A 15,074-nucleotide genomic window follows, 5' to 3' on the forward strand; every position below is an offset into this window, starting at 1 on the left:
GCGCTTGGCCGTATCCGTGGCATAGGTGAATGCCGGCATGCCCTTGATCATCTCCTTGGTGGCACCTGCCATCACGAGCTTGCCGGCCTTGTCCTGGATCTGCGTCACGGGAATGGCCACGTCGTGACGCCCGATGCCGATGAAGCCGCCCGCACCGACGATGACGTAGGACACGTTGCGATCGGGCGAAATGATCAAGTCTTCCACCTTGCCGACCTTCTGGCCCGCTTCGTTGTAGATGGTCTTGCCCATCAGCGTCTTCTTGACGCTCCAGCCCATGGCGAGCTGAGTCGTCTCGGCAATGCTCACGGTGGCCGTGGTGGTGCCACCGGCCACCTGCGCCCAGGTGGGGCCTGCGGCACCCAGTGAGACAGCAAGTGCCAACGTGGTCAGGGTGAATTGGACAGTGTTCTTCGTCATGGCTGAGGTCCTCGTGAGTTGGCGCCGTCGACGGGTCGATGGCAATTGACTTCCCCACACGTTGTACGGAACTGGAAGTACCAGGTCTGTACGACACCGCACGCCACATACGCCCACCTCAAAAGGCCTGCAGTGCACTCTCGATCTCGCCAGCCTATGCTCGGACACCATGAATGAACGCATCAATCAGATCCTGCTGCAGATGGCCGCACTCGAAGCGGACCTGCGGACTGCCGTCCACGAGCAGGAAGGCCGGATGTTCTTCCAGCTCAAGGGCAAGCGCGTCGAGTTCGAACGCTCCGTCAGAGAGACCCATCGCAAACTCAAGAAGAACTTCTTTCGCTGGCTCGTCACTGACCGGCCGCAGAACCTGATCACCGGGCCGCTGATCTACGGCATGGTCATTCCGCTGCTGATGCTGGACGCCTGCGTCAGCTTCTACCAGTGGGCCTGCTTTCCGATCTACGGCATCACCAAGGTCAGGCGCAACGACTACCTCGTGTTCGACCGCCGCCACCTCGGCTATCTCAACTTCATCGAAAAATTCCACTGCACCTACTGTGAGTACGGCAACGGGCTGATGGGCTACATGGCCGAGATCCTGGCGCGCACCGAACAGTACTTCTGCCCCATCAAGCACGCACACAAGATCCTCGGCACGCACGCCCGCTACAACCGTTTCCTCGATTACGGCGAGGCGCAAGCGTATGAGGCCAAACTGGAGGAATTCCGATTGGCGCTGGGCAAGGAGCAGTGAATGCGGCCCATGCCCAGGTGGCCCCGTTCACAGCAGTTCAGACAGCGACGCCGAAGTCGACCGCGATGGGCGGTGCCGGATAGTCAAACTTCACCGGACCGTCTGGCTCGCCGTGCACGAACTGATGCGCCTCAGGATCGAGAGAGGCCATCAACTCGGCGGGAGTGCCCTGCATGACCACGCGGCCCTGGGCTGCCATCAGTACGACGTGATCGCTGATCGCAACGCACTCAGCGATATCGTGCGACACGAGGATCGATGTGGCGCCGGTGACGTGGTTCAGGCTCCGTATCAGCTTGGCCGTCACGCCCACTGAAATCGGGTCTAGTCCTGCAAAGGGCTCGTCGTACATGATCAGCTCAGGGTCTAGCGCGATGGCTCGTGCCAACGCGACGCGACGCGCCATGCCGCCTGAAAGCTCAGATATCTTCAGGCCCGCAGCGCCTCGAAGCCCGACCGCATTGAGCTTCATCAGCACGAGGTCGTGCACCATCTCCTCCGCCAGGTCCGTGTGCTCGCGCAGCGGGTAGGCAACGTTCTCGAACACGCTCAGGTCGGTAAACAGCGCGCCGAACTGAAACAGCATCCCGAGGCGACGACGCAGTCCATACAGGGCGACCTTGTCGAGCGCATCGACAACGGTCCCATCGAAAACCACGCGCCCACTATCGGCAGATACCAAGCCGCCAATGAGGCGCAGCAGCGTTGTCTTGCCGCAGCCAGAACTCCCCAGAATCGCGGTGACCTTGCCGCGTGGAATCTTCAGCGAGAGGTCGTGGATGACGGGATGGCTGCCGTCATAGCCGAACGAGACATGATCGAATTCGATGAATGCGCTGCCGCTCGACCCACGCATGCGCGACTCGGGCTGACGCGAGCCTGCGTCGCGGTAGGTCCGTGGGGTCGTCAGAGACACGGCGAGTGCATCGCTGATTCGTCACCGGACGAGGCCACCGTACAGAAGGCCTGACGACGATGCAGGCGACGCACGATGCGATTTGCAGTGCCCTTCAGCGTGCCAAGCGTCGAGATCGCGCGGCGCGGGCGATCAGAAGTCGGCCGCTTGCGAAACGCCATCCCAGCAAGTTCGATAGACCAGTTCATCAGGCACTGTGGACCTTTCTGGGGACACAGCACTGTTCGTTGTCGCACCCAGAACCAAGAATCTTCGACGCCCCGCCCAGCGCCTATCCATTGCTCGCGTTCCCCCAGCTTGCAGGGCCGCGACAAGTACAGGGATCAACCCACGCGTCCTGTGTTCGCCCGCGCACAGATCGCCAAGCCCGACCAAGGCGATGCTCAGACTCCTTCAACCCTTTTGAAACCCACCCCATGAAGAGCGACTCACAACTGCAGCAAGACGTGATGGCCGAACTCCAATGGGAGCCTTCGGTTCATGCCACCCGCATCGGGGTGGAGGTCAAGGACGGCATCGTGACCCTGGCAGGTCAGGTTGACTCCTCTGCGGAGAAATGGAATGCCGAGCGAGCTGCACAGCGCGTTTCGGGAGTCATGGCCATCACCACTGAGCTGAAGGTTCAGCTCCCCAGTTCGACAAAGCGGTCCGACGGGGACATCGCAGATTCGGTGCACAGCATCCTGGAGTGGGCATATTCCTTGGCCGTCGGCCGTCGCATCAAGGTGATGGTGGAAGCCGGTTGCGTGACGCTCTCGGGCGACGTCGATTGGCAATACCAGCGCCAAGCCGCCGCCGACAACTTGCGTACCTTGACGGGCGTCACAGGCGTCAACAACGAGATCACCATCAAACCGTCGATGGCAGCCGCAGCGGTCAAGTCGGACATCGAAGCAGCGCTGAAGCGCACCTCGATCGCCGATGCGAAGAAGGTCTTCGTCGCGGTGCACGGTAGCGATGTGACGCTGTCTGGCAGCGTTCACAGTTGGGACGAACGCGCCACGGCGACCAACTCGGCCTGGGGCATGCCTGGCGTGCGCAATGTCGTCGACAAGATGACGCTGGCGTACTGACCGGCCCCACGGCCAGCAAGAGGGATTGACGATGCCGCAACTGGCTTAGAGCCAGCCACGCGCAATTTCATGCCGGCGCCCATGAGTTCATCGAGACAATGGCACGACAACACCGACCCTGCGCGGTACCACCAGAAAGGACCAACATGTCCATCCGCGATTTGTACCGTAGCAAGTTGGCCACCGCAACCGACGCGATGCGTCATGTGAATGACGGGGACACGATCATCGTTCCCACCGGCGTCGGCGAACCGCCGGCGCTGCTGACCGCGCTGTCAGAGCAACGCCATGCGTTCCGTGACGTGAAGGTGGCACAGATCCTCGCCATCCGCCCCTATGCCTACATTGACCCGGCGACCGTCGAACACGTACGCCACGTGGCATTCTTCTTCGGAGGTGCCACGCGCGCTGGCGGACAAGCCGGGTGGATCGACTTCATACCCAACCACTTCTCTGAAATCCCGGCGCAGATCGTGAGCGGGCTGATTCCGGCTGACGCGGTTTTCACACTGGCCTCGCCGATGGACGCCCACGGCTATTTTTCGATCAGCCTGGCGGCCGACTACACCATGGCCGCCATTTCCAAGGCGCGAGTGGTGGTGATCGAGGTCAACCCCAACGTCCCCTTCGCCTTTGGAAATTGCCATGTGCACATCTCGCAGGTGACGGCACTGGTGGAGAGCGAGGCGCCGATTCTGGAAGTTGCGCTGCCGATGATCGGGCCGGTGCAGGAAGCTATCGGCAAGTTCGTCGCCGAGTTGATCGACGATGGGTCGACCCTGCAAATCGGCTACGGCGGGATCCCCGACGCGGTGGTCATGCAGCTCACGCAAAAGCGCGACCTCGGAATCCATACGGAGATGCTCGGCGATGGCATCCTGTCGCTGGTGGACTGCGGTGCCGTCACCAACCGCCGCAAGAACTACCTTCCGGGCAAGATGGTGGCCACCTTCGCGCTGGGCTCCGCCAAGCTCTACCGTTTCATGGATCGCAACCCGGGGCTGGAGATCCACCCCGTGGACTACACCAACGATCCGGCACTCGCAGGGCTGAACGACAAGCTGGTCTCGATCAATGCCAGCCTGCAGATCGACCTGCTCGGGCAGTGCGGCTCCGAAAGCTTGGCGCACACGCCCTACTCCGGCACTGGCGGGCAAACGGACTTCGTGCGCGCGGCCAATCGCTCTCGGGGTGGCAAGGCCATCATCGTGCTGCCGTCCACGGCCAAGAACGGCGCGATCTCACGCATCGTGACTTCGCTGAGCCCCGGCACGCACGTGAGCACCAGCAAGAATGACGTCAACTATGTCGTGACCGAGTACGGGGTGGCCCAACTGCGTGGCAAGTCCCTGAAACAGCGGGCGCAGGAGTTGATCGCCATCGCACACCCCGATTTCAGGCTGGAGCTGACAGAACAGTCCAAGCGCCTGCACCTCATCTGAGGCAACGCAAGAAGGTGGCCTCACGGCATCAGCACGGCAGCGCCTTCGAACCTTCCCGCGCGCAGGTCGGCCAGGGCTTCGTTCGCCCGCTGTAGCGGGTAAGGCGTGGTCTTTGTCAGGATGCCCATGCGGGGTACTTGGCTCAGGAAGTCGATCCCGTCCTGGCGCGTGAGGTTGGCCACCGACAGCAGCTGGCGTTCTTCCCACAGCAGGCTGTAGGCAAAACTCGGGATGTCGCTCATGTGGATGCCGGCGCAAACCACCCGCCCACCCTTGCGCACGGCCCGCAATGCCAGCGGCACCAGATCACCGACGGTCGCGAAGATGATGGCCGCGTCAAGCATTTGGGGCGGCATCTCGTCGGAGCCACCGGCCCAGGTGGCTCCCAGGCTGCGCGCGAAGTCTTGCGTCGCACGGTCCCCCGGCCGCGTGAACGCGAACACCGATCGGCCTTGCCAGGTCGCCACCTGCGCGAGGATGTGGGCGGCCGCGCCGAAGCCGTACAGGCCCAGGTTCTTCCCGTCGCCCGCCATGCCCAGCGCACGCCAGCCGATCAGGCCGGCGCAGAGCAAGGGCGCGAGTGATTCGTCGCTGCCATGCTCACCCAGCGGGAACGCGAAGCGCGCATCCACCACGGTGGACGTGGCGAAGCCGCCATCCCGCGTGTAGCCAGTGAACAGGGGGCGGTCGCACAGGTTTTCGCGCTGCATCGTGCAGTAAGGGCAGACGCCGCAGGTGTGGCCTAGCCAGGGGATGCCGACGCGTTGGCCGAGGTCCAGGCCCTTGACGCCTGAACCGACAGCATCAATGCGGCCAACGATCTCGTGGCCCGGGATGATGGGCACTTGTGGGTGCGGCAGTTCGCCGTCGACCACATGCAGGTCGGTGCGGCAGACACCGCAGGCCGTCACCTTGACGCGGATCTCGCCCGAGCCGGGCTCCCTGTCGGGCAACTCGGTCCACGCCAGAGGCTTGCCCAATTGCTTCAACACCATGGCATGCATCGGAATCTTTCAGTTGCCGTCGTTGCGCTCGCGCCTTGCTGCAAGCCTGGCCAGTCTGCGAAACACAGCCGGCAGGCGGTCCGGCACATCCTCTGCGAGCAAGCCCGGTCCGAAATGCGCCGCCGCCGCACCGTGCATCCACACGGCGGCGGCTGCCGCGAGAAAGGGCACCATGCCCTGCGCCAACAGGCCCAGAACCATGCCGGCCAGCACGTCGCCCGCGCCAGCGGTGGCCAGCGTGGGCGGTGCGTTGGCGTTGATGATGGCGCGGCCATCCGGTGCGGCGATCACGGTGTCGCTGCCCTTGAGTACGACGATGGCACCGCTGGCCCGCGCGGCGGCACGACCGCGCGTGAGCTTGTCGCTGCACGCGTCCGCGACGCCGGCGAACAAGCGACTGAACTCGCCCTCGTGCGGCGTCAGCACGCAAGTGCACTGGATGTTGCCCTGGATGGCACCGAACAGCGAGGAAGGATCGTCCTTGAAAGCCGCCAGCGCATCTGCGTCAAGCACGGTTGCGCTAGCCGTCTGCAGCATGGCCAACACGCGAGCACGTGTATCCGTCCCGGTGCCTGCACCCGGGCCGATCAACAAGCCGGAGTACCGGCGGTCGGCCAGCAGGCGTTCAAGGTCTTCGGGCACGGCGACGGGGCTGACCATGATGCTGGTGAGCGCCGCGGCATAGACCTGCAGCGCCGCATCGCCGCCGCTCGTGTCCACCGCGACCGTGGTCAAACCCGCACCCACCCTCGCAGCTGCGCGTGCGGCCATCCGGGCCGCGCCTGTGGTGGGCCAGCCGCCCCAGACCAAGGCGTGCCCGCGGGTGTACTTGTTGGCATCTGGGCGCAGCAAGGGCAAGGCCTCGGCCCACAGGATTGGGTCGTTCTCGAAGGTGTCGGGTCTGACCTGCTCGAACACCGATGCCGGGGTGCCGATGTCGGCCACGATCAGCTCGCCGCACAGGCTGCGGCCCGGCTGCAGCAGATGGCCAGGCTTCTTGCGAAAGCAAGTGACGGTGAGCGCTGCGGCCACGGCGCCGACGTCGTTGCCAAGATAGGCTCCGGTGTCGCCCATCAGCCCGCTGGGGACATCGACGGCAACGATCGTCAGCCTCCGTGCCGCAGCCGCAGCCAGCGTCTGGGCCGCAGGGCCTTCCAATGGCCGGCTCAGGCCCGCGCCGAAGATGGCGTCGACGACCAACTCGATGCCATCCAATGCGCCGGGCGCCAGGGCCTCGACCGGGCCGCGCCACAGCGCCGCGTGGTGTGCCGCCGCGCCGCGCAGTTGTTCGCGCGGCACGAGGGACGCCACGCGCACCGGCCAGTCGGCTTCGGCCAGGCGCCGCGCGACCACGAAGCCGTCACCCCCATTGCTGCCCGGGCCGCACAACACCAGCACCGGACGCGGGCTCCAGCGATCAATGATCGCCTGCGCTACCGGGCGGCCGGCGTTCTCCATCAACTGGATCTCGCCGATGCCCCAAGCCACCGTCAGCCGGTCCGCCTCGGCCATCTCGTTGGCAGTCAGCAGGGCTGCGGCGTCTGGCAGCCCGGACGGCGCATCGTGGGTCACGCGCGCGCGAAGTCGAGCACCACGCGGGACGGCACCTCGCCCTGCGCCAGCCGCTTGAAGACGTCGTTGATCGCGGACAACGGCTGCAGCTCGATGTCGGCCGTGACCTTGCCTGCAGCGGCGAAGGCCAGCGCCTCGGCCATGTCGCGGCGGTTGCCCACGAACGAGCCCCGGATGGTGATGCAGTTGGCCACCACGTCGAACAGCGGCGTCGGAAACTCGCCCGGCGGAATGCCCACCAGCACGCAGGTGCCGTGCTTGCGCGTCATGCCCACGCCCTGTTTGAAGGCCGGCAGCGACGGCGCGGTGATGAGCACGCCATGCGCGCCGCCGCCGGTGATCTTCTTCACGGCGGCCACGGGGTCGCCGGTCTTGGCGTTGACCACGGCATCGGCGCCCAACTGCGTCGCGTGCAGCAGTTTGCCGTCGGCCACGTCCACCGCGCACACCTGCAGGCCCATCGCCTTGGCGTACTGCACGCCCAGGTGGCCCAGGCCGCCGATGCCGGAGATGACGATCCACTCGCCCGGCCGCGCCTGCGTTTCCTTGATGCCCTTGTACGAGGTGATGCCGGCGCAGATCAACGGCGCCGCCGCGGTCGGCAACAAGCCGGCCGGGATGTGCGCCACGTAGTTCGGGTCGGCGACGATGAATTGCGCGAAGCCGCCGTTCTTCGTGTAGCCGCCGAACTGCGCTTCGGCGCACACCGGCTCTTGCGCCGCCAAGCAGAACTCGCAGTGGCCGCAGGCCGAGTACAGCCAGGGCACACCGACGCGGTCGCCTTCCTTCACCGCCGTGACGCCGGCACCCAGCGCGCTGACGATGCCGATGCCTTCATGGCCCGGCGTGAAGGGCAGCGGCGGCTTCAGCGGCCAATCGCCACTGGCCGCGTGCAGGTCGGTGTGACAGACGCCGCAGGCCTCGGTCTTCACCAGGATCTGGCCGGGGCCCGGGGTCGGCACGTCGATCTCCTTGAGCACCAGCGGTTGGCCGAATCGCTCGACCTGGGCGACCTGCATCTTGCGTGTCATGGCGTGTCCTTCAGTGAATGGAAATCAGGCATGGGTTTCAGGCAGATATTTCAAGCGGCGGCCGGCAGCCCTAGGCCGCGCACCGCTTCGATCATCTGGATCAGCACGGCCTGCGCATCGCCGTAGACCATGCGGCAGTTGTCGCCGTAGAACAGGCCGTTGACGATGCCGACGTAGCCCTTGCCTTCACCGCGCTTGACGACGAAGACCTGTTTGGCCTGGTCGGCATTGAGGATGGGCATGCCGAAGATGGGCGAGGCCTTGTCGGTGCGCGCGGCCGGGTTCACCACGTCGTTGGCGCCAATGACCAAAGCCACGTCGGTAGCCTTGAAGTCGTCGTTGATGTCCTCGAGCTGGAAGATCATGTCGTAGGGCACGCCGGCCTCCGCCAGCAGCACGTCCATCTGCCCCGGCATCCGGCCCGCCACGGGGTGCACAGCGAATCGCACCCGTACGCCGCCGGCCTGCAGCAGCTTGACGAACTCGAACAGCTTGCCCTGCCCCTGCGCCACTGCCAGGCCGTAGCCCGGCACGATGACCACCGAGGCGGCGTAGCGCATCGCGATGCCGGCGTCGCCGGCCTGCGTGGGCTTGAGCTCGCCCTTGATCTTGCCGGCCTTGTGTTTGGCCACCTCGCCGAAGTTGGTGAACACCACGTTGCTCACCGAGCGGTTCATCGCCTTGGCCATGAGCAGCGTCAGCAGCATGCCGGCCGCGCCGACGACCATGCCGGCGATCATCAGCGTGGGCTTTTGCAGCACGTAGCCTTCGAGGCCCACCGCCAGGCCGGTGAAGGCGTTGAAGATCGAGATCACGACCGGCATGTCGGCGCCGCCGATCGGCAGCGTCATCAGCACGCCCAGCACAATGGCACAGCCGAAAAAGCCGTAGATGGCCGCGGCGTCGGCACCCGCAACGGCGACAAAGCAGCCCACCGCCAGCGTGGCCACCAAAGCCAGCGCGTTGACCGCCTGCTGGCCCTTGAAGCGCAGCGGCTTGTTGATCACGCCGTCGAGCTTGGCCCAGGCAACGAGCGAGCCGGAAAAGGACACCGCGCCGATCAGCGCCCCGAGCAACGTCACGATCAGCGCAGGCAGACCTGTGGCCTTGCTGCCGAAGAGTTCCACCGCTGCGATGGCGGCTGCGGCGCCGCCGCCCATGCCGTTGTAGATGGCCACCATCTGCGGCATGGCCGTCATGGCCACCGTGCGGCCGCTCCACCAGGCCACACCGCCGCCCAGCAGCAAGGCCACCACGGCCAGGCCCAGGTTCGCCATCAACAGCGGGCGTGCCGCGCTGCTGACATCGAAGGCATAGAGAAAGCTGGCGAGCACCGCCACGGCCATGCCGACGCCGGCCATGAAGATGCCGGACGATGCCGTCACCGGTGAGGCCATGCGGTGCAGTCCGTACAGGAACAGAAAGGCCGCGGCGAGATCGACGGTGCCGATGCCGAGCGACGGCAGGGCTGTGACGAAAGACGCGAGCAGGGCGTTGTCCATTTCAGCGCTTCTTCGCGCGGATGGGTTTCACGGTCGCCGTCGTGGCGCCGCTGCCCTTTCGCCGGGTCGTGGGGGCACCGGCATGGCTACCTGTACGAACTGTGGGCTTGAACATCGCCAGCATGCGGTCAGTCACCGCATAGCCGCCTGCGGCATTGCCCGCACCGAGCAGCACCGCGATGAAGCCGATCACCTGCTCCTGCACGGTGCTCGCGTTCAGCAGTGCGTAGATGCCACCAACCACGACGATGCCGTGAACGAAGTTCGAGCCCGACATCAGCGGCGTGTGCAGGATGGCCGGCACGCGGCCGATGATCACCCAGCCCGCAAAACCGGCGAGCATGAAGATGTAGAGCGCGGCAAAGCCGCCGATGCTGATGTTGAAGTCCATGTCTTGCGTCCTGGGTGCTGCGGAATGGCTCACGCTGCGGCGTGCTGCGGAATGGCTCACGCCGCGGCGTGGTGCGGAAGACCCTGCCGTTTTGGCTTGTCGGTCTGCTCGGCGGGAGCGCGCTTGTCCTCGCCTGCATGCGTGAGCACCGTCTTCGCCAGGATCTCGTCGGACCAGTCGATGCGGATGACGTTGTCCTTCAACATCAGTGCAAGGAGGTTGAACTGGTTCTTGGCGTAAAGCGCACTCGCGTCTTCGGCGAGCAGCGACGGCACATTGAGAGGTGCTGCGATGCGGACCCGACCGATCTGCACCGTCACGCCGGGCTGGGTGTCGTCGCAGTTGCCGCCGCCTTCGGCAGAGAGATCGACGATCACTGCGCCGGCCTTCATGCCCGCGACCTGCGCGTGGCTGATGAGCTTGGGCGAGGCTTTGCCGGGAATCGCCGCGGTGGTGATGATCAGGTCGGCCGACTGGATGTGCTTCGTCAGCACGGCGGCGACCTTCGTCTCCTCCTCGGCATTCAGCGCCCGCGCATAGCCGCCCTGCCCCGTCGCGTCCACGCCGGTGTCGACGAAGGTCGCGCCCAGCGACAAGGCCTGCTCACGTGTTTCCGGGCGAACGTCATAGCCTTCGACCACAGCGCCCAGGCGGTGCGCCGTGGCCATCGCTTCGAGCCCCGCCACGCCCAGGCCCATCACCAAGACGCGGGCCGGGCCGATCGAGCCGGCGGCCGAGGTGATCTTGGGCACCACGCGAGCGAGCTGCGACATGCCCAGCGTGACGCCGCAATAGCCGGCGAGTGCCGATTGGCTGGAGAGCGCGTCCATCGCCTGCGCCCGCGAGATGCGCGGCACGCGCTCCATCGCAAAGCAGGTGATTTTGCGGGCGAGCAGGCGCTTCACCAACGCGGGCTCGTTGTGCGCGTAGACGAAGCACATGAGGATGGCGCCTTCCTTCATCGCATCGACCACTTCAAGCGCTGGCGGCTGAATGCAAAGCACGACGTCGGCGTCCTTGACCAGCTCACTGCGGTCAGCGATGAAGGCCACGTTCGGGTAGTCCGCATCGTCGAGATCGATGCCGCCTCCCGCGCCAGGCTGCATGTGCAGCTTGGCACCCAGTTGGATCAGCTTGGGCACGACCGCAGGGATGAGCGCGACCCGGCGCTCATGGGCCCGGGTCTCTTTGATGACGGCGACGTTCACGTACATCGCAGGCTCCGGCCAGGGCCGCAATCGGGCGCTTTCATGCCACTGACTTCCGCGCGGCGTTCGGAAAGTCCGCCAGGCGCGCCACGGCCTCGCCCGCCGTGAAGTCCCGGCGCAGATGTTCGAGCCTCTTCATCGCCCCCTCGAACGCGTCGTTGCCGAGCAGCAGGTGGTGCGGCGGGTTGCCCGACGCCACCGCCTCGATGATCGCTTTCGCCGCGCGAACCGGGTCGCCCGGCTGGTGCCCTGAGGACGCACGCACCGCAGCCCGCACGCTGCCGGCCGTGGCCACGTAGTCGTCGATCTGGTGCTTGCTCTCGTTCGCCGAACGCCCGGCCCAATCGGTGCGAAAGCCACTCGGCTCGACCACCATCACCCGGATGCCGAGCGGCTCTACCTCCTGTCGCAAAGCGGCGGACAAGCCCTCGACAGCGAACTTGGTGGCGTTGTAGTAACCCAGCGCCGGGAATCCGCTCAGCCCGCCCAGCGATGACAGATTGACGATGCAGCCGGCCCGCTGTTTGCGCATGCCGGGCAGCACCGCCCAGATCATGCGACCGGTGCCGAAGACGTTGACCTCGAACATCTTGCGCACCTCGTCTTCTTCACTTTCCTCGACTGCCGCGAAGTAACCGATGCCGGCGTTGTTGACCAGCACGTCGATGCGGCCGAAGCGGGCCAAGGTTGCATCGATGGCGGCAGCGACCTGTTCGGGTTGGGTGACATCGAGCGCGAGCACCAGCGCGTTGGCGGTTGCGCCGTAGCCCTTCAACGTCGAAGGGTCGCGCGCCGTGACCACCGTGCGGTAGCCGTGTTCGATGGCCTGTTTGGCCAGCTCAAGGCCGAAGCCAGTCGAGCAGCCCGTGATGAACCAGACCGGTGGCTCGGTCACGACGGCCCTGCTGTGGAAAGTGTTCATCGGACGACCTCCCCGCTCAGACCGGCGCCTTGAAGTGGCCCGTGCGGACCAGCTTCTTGTTGACGAATTCCTGGATGCCCATATTGCCCAGCTCACGCCCGTAGCCCGAGTTCTTGATGCCGCCGAAGGGCAGCTCGGCGTCAAGCCAATCGATGTTGTTGATGAACATCATCCCGGTGTCGACCTGGCTCGCAATCCGCTTGCCGCGTGCTTCGTCCTTCGTCCACACCGAACCACCGAGGCCGAAGTCGGAGTCATTCGCCAACGCAATCGCCGCTGCCTCGTCCTTAACGCGATAGAACGAAACCACCGGGCCGAAGAACTCGTCGCGAAACGCTGGGTTGTTCGGCGCGATGTCGGTGAGGATGGTCGTCTGCATGAACGCGCCCGGTCGGTTGATGCGCTTGCCGCCCATCAACAGCTTGGCGCCGCCCTTCACGGCCACGTCCACCTGCGCCAGCAACTGCACCAGCGCTGCCTCGGTGGACAGCGGTCCATGGGTGGTCTTCTCATCCATCGGGTCGCCGGGCACGAGTGCCTCCAGCGCTGCCTTGAACTTGGCAAGGAAAGTGTCCGCCACCTTGTCCAGCACGATGAAGCGCTTGGCCGCGCAGCAGGTCTGGCCGCCGTTGTACATGCGGCCCCAGACGGCCCACGGAATGACCTGGTCCATGTCGGCATCGTCCAGCACGATGAAGGCATCGCTGCCGCCGAGCTCCATCGAGCTCTTCTTCAGGTTCTGCCCGGCCCGTGCCGCCACCGCGCGGCCCGCTGCAACGCTGCCGGTCAGCGCAACGCCCTTGATGCGCGGGTCGTCGATGACGCTGTTGCACTGCTCGTGCGAGATCAGCAAATTGGTGTACGCACCGACCGGCGCGCCGGCATCGAGCAGCAGCTTCTCGAACGCGATGGCGCATTGCGGCACGCAGCCCGCATGCTTGACCACCAACGTGTTGCCAGCCATCAACTGCGGCCCGGCGACGCGCGCGAGTTGGTAGTACGGAAAGTTCCAGGGCTCGACGCAGAACAGCACGCCCAGCGGTGAGCTTTCCATGTGCGCCTCACCCACCTTGGGATGCAGCTTGGTCGGCGCGAGGAAGTCTTCGGCATGCTTGGCGTAGTAAGCCAGGATGTCGGCGCTGAACTTCACTTCGCCGCGCGCTTCATCGATGCGCTTGCCCATGTCCAGCGTGGCGAGCTTCGCGAAGTCATCGACGTGGGCGTGCATCAGCGTGGCGGCCTTGTTGACGATGACGGCGCGCTCTGAATAGCTCTTGTGCTTCCAGGTCTGGAAGCAGTTCTCGGCGGCTGCCAGCGACGTTTCGAGTTGGGGCGCAGTCAGGTGCTCATAGCTCTTGAGCAGCTTGCCGGTGTTGGGGTTGATGCTCTGATAGGAAGAAGTCATGGAGTGCTTTCGTGTGAGCGGAAGATGGGCGGACCGATGCAATGTCGGAGCCGCGGGCGGGAGTCGTCAGGTCTCGATGAGCACCTTGAGCGCATGCGTTTCGGCCGCATGCGCAAAGGTTTCGTAGGCGTCGAGGATCTGGTCAAGCTTGAAGCGGTGGGTGATCAGCGGCTTCGGATCGAGCTGGTGCGCATGCAACGTCTTGAGCAGCATCGGCGTGCTGACCGTATCGACCAGCCGCGTCGTGATCGTGATGTTGCGGTCCCAGAGTTGTTCCAGGTGCAGGTCGACCTTGACCCCGTGCACGCCGATGTTGGCGATCGTGCCGCCGGCCGCGACGATCTGCTGGCACAGCTCGAAGGTAGCCGGCACGCCGACCGCTTCGATGGCGGTGTCGACGCCGCGCTGGGCAGTCAGCTTCATCACCGCTTCGTTCGCCTTGCCGTCGCTGCTGTTGACGGTAGAGGTGGCGCCGAAGCGTTTGGCCACGGCGAGGCGCCCGTCGTCCAGGTCGATGGCGATGATCTCGGCTGGCGAATAGAACTTCGCCGTCAGCAGTGCCGCCAGACCGATGGGCCCGCAGCCGACGATGGCCACGCTGCTGCCCGGCTGCACGCGGCCGTTGAGCACGCCGCACTCCATCGCCGTGGGCAGGATGTCGCTGACCATGACCAGCGCTTCCTCGTCGGCGCCGGGCGGGATCGGGTACAGGCTCATGTCCGCATGCGGGATGCGCACATATTCGGCCTGCGTGCCGTCGATGCTGTTGCCCAGAATCCAGCCGCCCGTGGTGCAGTGCGAATACATCTGGCGCCGGCAGTTGACGCATTTGCCGCAGGCGCTGACGCAGGAGATCAGCACCGCATCACCCACCTTGAAAGCCGTGACGGCGGCACCGACGGCATCGACGATGCCCACGCCTTCATGCCCCAGGATGCGCCCGGGCGCGCAGGTCGGCACGTCGCCTTTCAGGATGTGCAGATCGGTGCCGCAGATCGTGGTGCGCGTCACTCTCACGATGGCGTCGGTGGGTGCCGCCAGGGTCGGCTTCGGCCGGTCCTGCAGCGCCTTGTTGTGGGGGCCGAGATAGACGAGTGCTTTCATGCCGCTTCCTTCTGTGTGCCGACGGCGAGCGCCAGGCAATCGGTGTAGCCCTTGGGGACGGGTGTGTCGAACGCGTTCATGCCGTGATGGGCGGCGCGGACCGGCTTGAAGCGTCGCCATGACAGGGTTTGGACGTTGCAGCCTGCGCGCCGTCCAGCCATGGGTCTGTTCGGTGGGGCACCCAGAACCTCGTCCGGATGCAAATGACTTGGCTACCCGACAAATGCCAGGCGCCGGGTAGCCAACGCCGCTTGCACGTAGGCAGCGCTGAGCGTCTGTCTTGCAGCGTATTTCGGTGACCTGGTGGACACGCGTCAGGCCAAGACG

Annotated in this window: 16 protein-coding genes; 3 read left to right on the forward strand and 13 right to left on the reverse strand. The window is 65.3% G+C overall.

Going from position 1 to position 15,074, the window contains the following annotated elements:
- A partial coding sequence (locus tag ABIS05_RS19930; RefSeq protein ID WP_348011052.1) for a PRC-barrel domain-containing protein occupies positions 1-420 on the reverse strand: 420 nt, incomplete at its 3' end.
- Positions 421-589: 169 nt separating this feature from the next.
- Here ABIS05_RS19930 and ABIS05_RS19935 point away from each other — a divergent pair.
- Positions 590-1,177 (forward strand): hypothetical protein, encoded by a 588-nt coding sequence (locus ABIS05_RS19935; RefSeq protein ID WP_348011053.1) that lies wholly within the window; start codon positions 590-592, stop codon positions 1,175-1,177.
- Between the two features lie 37 nt (positions 1,178-1,214).
- Here ABIS05_RS19935 and ABIS05_RS19940 read toward each other — a convergent pair whose 3' ends face one another.
- Together ABIS05_RS19940 and ABIS05_RS19945 are read right to left on the reverse strand one after the other, a co-directional pair.
- Entirely contained in the window at positions 1,215-2,033 is an 819-nt protein-coding gene (locus ABIS05_RS19940; protein ID WP_348011079.1) for an ATP-binding cassette domain-containing protein, read from the reverse strand.
- Between the two features lie 50 nt (positions 2,034-2,083).
- A complete protein-coding gene (locus tag ABIS05_RS19945) occupies positions 2,084-2,281 on the reverse strand; it encodes a hypothetical protein (RefSeq protein WP_348011054.1) in 198 nt (65 codons plus the stop codon).
- Between the two features lie 228 nt (positions 2,282-2,509).
- Between ABIS05_RS19945 and ABIS05_RS19950 the strand changes: the two genes are divergently transcribed.
- Together ABIS05_RS19950 and ABIS05_RS19955 are read left to right on the forward strand one after the other, a co-directional pair.
- The gene (locus ABIS05_RS19950; protein WP_348011055.1) at positions 2,510-3,166 is read left to right on the forward strand and encodes a BON domain-containing protein; all 657 of its coding nucleotides are present in this window, start codon (positions 2,510-2,512) and stop codon (positions 3,164-3,166) included.
- 146 nt (positions 3,167-3,312) lie between these two features.
- On the forward strand, positions 3,313-4,608 hold the full coding sequence (locus ABIS05_RS19955; protein ID WP_348011056.1) for an acetyl-CoA hydrolase/transferase C-terminal domain-containing protein: 1,296 nt from the start codon (positions 3,313-3,315) through the stop codon (positions 4,606-4,608).
- Between the two features lie 20 nt (positions 4,609-4,628).
- Here ABIS05_RS19955 and ABIS05_RS19960 read toward each other — a convergent pair whose 3' ends face one another.
- From ABIS05_RS19960 to ABIS05_RS20005, 10 genes are all read right to left on the reverse strand, one after another.
- Positions 4,629-5,612: a zinc-dependent alcohol dehydrogenase family protein gene (locus ABIS05_RS19960; RefSeq protein ID WP_348011057.1), complete on the reverse strand. Its 984-nt coding sequence runs from the start codon at positions 5,610-5,612 to the stop codon at positions 4,629-4,631.
- Positions 5,613-5,621: 9 nt separating this feature from the next.
- Positions 5,622-7,184, reverse strand: a complete 1,563-nt coding sequence (locus tag ABIS05_RS19965; RefSeq protein WP_348011058.1) for an NAD(P)H-hydrate dehydratase — start codon at positions 7,182-7,184, stop codon at positions 5,622-5,624.
- On the reverse strand, positions 7,181-8,215 hold the full coding sequence (locus ABIS05_RS19970) for a zinc-dependent alcohol dehydrogenase (protein ID WP_348011059.1): 1,035 nt from the start codon (positions 8,213-8,215) through the stop codon (positions 7,181-7,183). The genes ABIS05_RS19965 and ABIS05_RS19970 overlap by 4 nt, the downstream gene beginning before the upstream one ends.
- A gap of 50 nt (positions 8,216-8,265) precedes the next feature.
- Positions 8,266-9,717 carry an NAD(P)(+) transhydrogenase (Re/Si-specific) subunit beta gene (locus ABIS05_RS19975; protein WP_348011060.1) on the reverse strand — a complete coding sequence of 484 codons (1,452 nt, stop codon included), beginning with the start codon at positions 9,715-9,717 and terminating at the stop codon, positions 8,266-8,268.
- A 1-nt stretch (position 9,718) separates the two neighbouring features.
- Positions 9,719-10,108: an NAD(P) transhydrogenase subunit alpha gene (locus ABIS05_RS19980; RefSeq protein ID WP_348011061.1), complete on the reverse strand. Its 390-nt coding sequence runs from the start codon at positions 10,106-10,108 to the stop codon at positions 9,719-9,721.
- A gap of 56 nt (positions 10,109-10,164) precedes the next feature.
- On the reverse strand, positions 10,165-11,322 hold the full coding sequence (locus tag ABIS05_RS19985; RefSeq protein WP_348011062.1) for an NAD(P) transhydrogenase subunit alpha: 1,158 nt from the start codon (positions 11,320-11,322) through the stop codon (positions 10,165-10,167).
- Between the two features lie 34 nt (positions 11,323-11,356).
- Positions 11,357-12,238, reverse strand: a complete 882-nt coding sequence (locus tag ABIS05_RS19990) for an oxidoreductase (RefSeq protein ID WP_348011063.1) — start codon at positions 12,236-12,238, stop codon at positions 11,357-11,359.
- 16 nt (positions 12,239-12,254) lie between these two features.
- Positions 12,255-13,643 carry an NAD-dependent succinate-semialdehyde dehydrogenase gene (locus ABIS05_RS19995; RefSeq protein ID WP_348011064.1) on the reverse strand — a complete coding sequence of 463 codons (1,389 nt, stop codon included), beginning with the start codon at positions 13,641-13,643 and terminating at the stop codon, positions 12,255-12,257.
- A gap of 66 nt (positions 13,644-13,709) precedes the next feature.
- Entirely contained in the window at positions 13,710-14,747 is a 1,038-nt protein-coding gene (locus ABIS05_RS20000; RefSeq protein ID WP_348011065.1) for a zinc-dependent alcohol dehydrogenase family protein, read from the reverse strand.
- Positions 14,744-14,908 carry a hypothetical protein gene (locus ABIS05_RS20005; protein WP_348011066.1) on the reverse strand — a complete coding sequence of 55 codons (165 nt, stop codon included), beginning with the start codon at positions 14,906-14,908 and terminating at the stop codon, positions 14,744-14,746. The genes ABIS05_RS20000 and ABIS05_RS20005 overlap by 4 nt, the downstream gene beginning before the upstream one ends.
- Positions 14,909-15,074: the final 166 nt, after the last annotated feature.

The organism is Roseateles sp. (assembly GCF_039929605.1).
GTDB lineage: Bacteria > Pseudomonadota > Gammaproteobacteria > Burkholderiales > Burkholderiaceae_C > Pelomonas.

Bases quoted from the DNA above. Each gene is read 5' to 3' on its own strand.
- ABIS05_RS19935 (WP_348011053.1), top strand. From the start codon at position 590: ATGAATGAACGCATCAATCAGATCCTGCTGCAGATGGCCGCACTCGAA.
- ABIS05_RS19940 (WP_348011079.1), bottom strand. From the start codon at position 2,033: ATGCGTGGGTCGAGCGGCAGCGCATTCATCGAATTCGATCATGTCTCG.
- ABIS05_RS19945 (WP_348011054.1), bottom strand. From the start codon at position 2,281: ATGAACTGGTCTATCGAACTTGCTGGGATGGCGTTTCGCAAGCGGCCG.
- ABIS05_RS19950 (WP_348011055.1), top strand. From the start codon at position 2,510: ATGAAGAGCGACTCACAACTGCAGCAAGACGTGATGGCCGAACTCCAA.
- ABIS05_RS19955 (WP_348011056.1), top strand. From the start codon at position 3,313: ATGTCCATCCGCGATTTGTACCGTAGCAAGTTGGCCACCGCAACCGAC.
- ABIS05_RS19960 (WP_348011057.1), bottom strand. From the start codon at position 5,612: ATGCATGCCATGGTGTTGAAGCAATTGGGCAAGCCTCTGGCGTGGACC.
- ABIS05_RS19970 (WP_348011059.1), bottom strand. From the start codon at position 8,215: ATGACACGCAAGATGCAGGTCGCCCAGGTCGAGCGATTCGGCCAACCG.
- ABIS05_RS19975 (WP_348011060.1), bottom strand. From the start codon at position 9,717: ATGGACAACGCCCTGCTCGCGTCTTTCGTCACAGCCCTGCCGTCGCTC.
- ABIS05_RS19980 (WP_348011061.1), bottom strand. From the start codon at position 10,108: ATGGACTTCAACATCAGCATCGGCGGCTTTGCCGCGCTCTACATCTTC.
- ABIS05_RS19985 (WP_348011062.1), bottom strand. From the start codon at position 11,322: ATGTACGTGAACGTCGCCGTCATCAAAGAGACCCGGGCCCATGAGCGC.
- ABIS05_RS19990 (WP_348011063.1), bottom strand. From the start codon at position 12,238: ATGAACACTTTCCACAGCAGGGCCGTCGTGACCGAGCCACCGGTCTGG.
- ABIS05_RS19995 (WP_348011064.1), bottom strand. From the start codon at position 13,643: ATGACTTCTTCCTATCAGAGCATCAACCCCAACACCGGCAAGCTGCTC.
- ABIS05_RS20000 (WP_348011065.1), bottom strand. From the start codon at position 14,747: ATGAAAGCACTCGTCTATCTCGGCCCCCACAACAAGGCGCTGCAGGAC.
- ABIS05_RS20005 (WP_348011066.1), bottom strand. From the start codon at position 14,908: ATGGCTGGACGGCGCGCAGGCTGCAACGTCCAAACCCTGTCATGGCGA.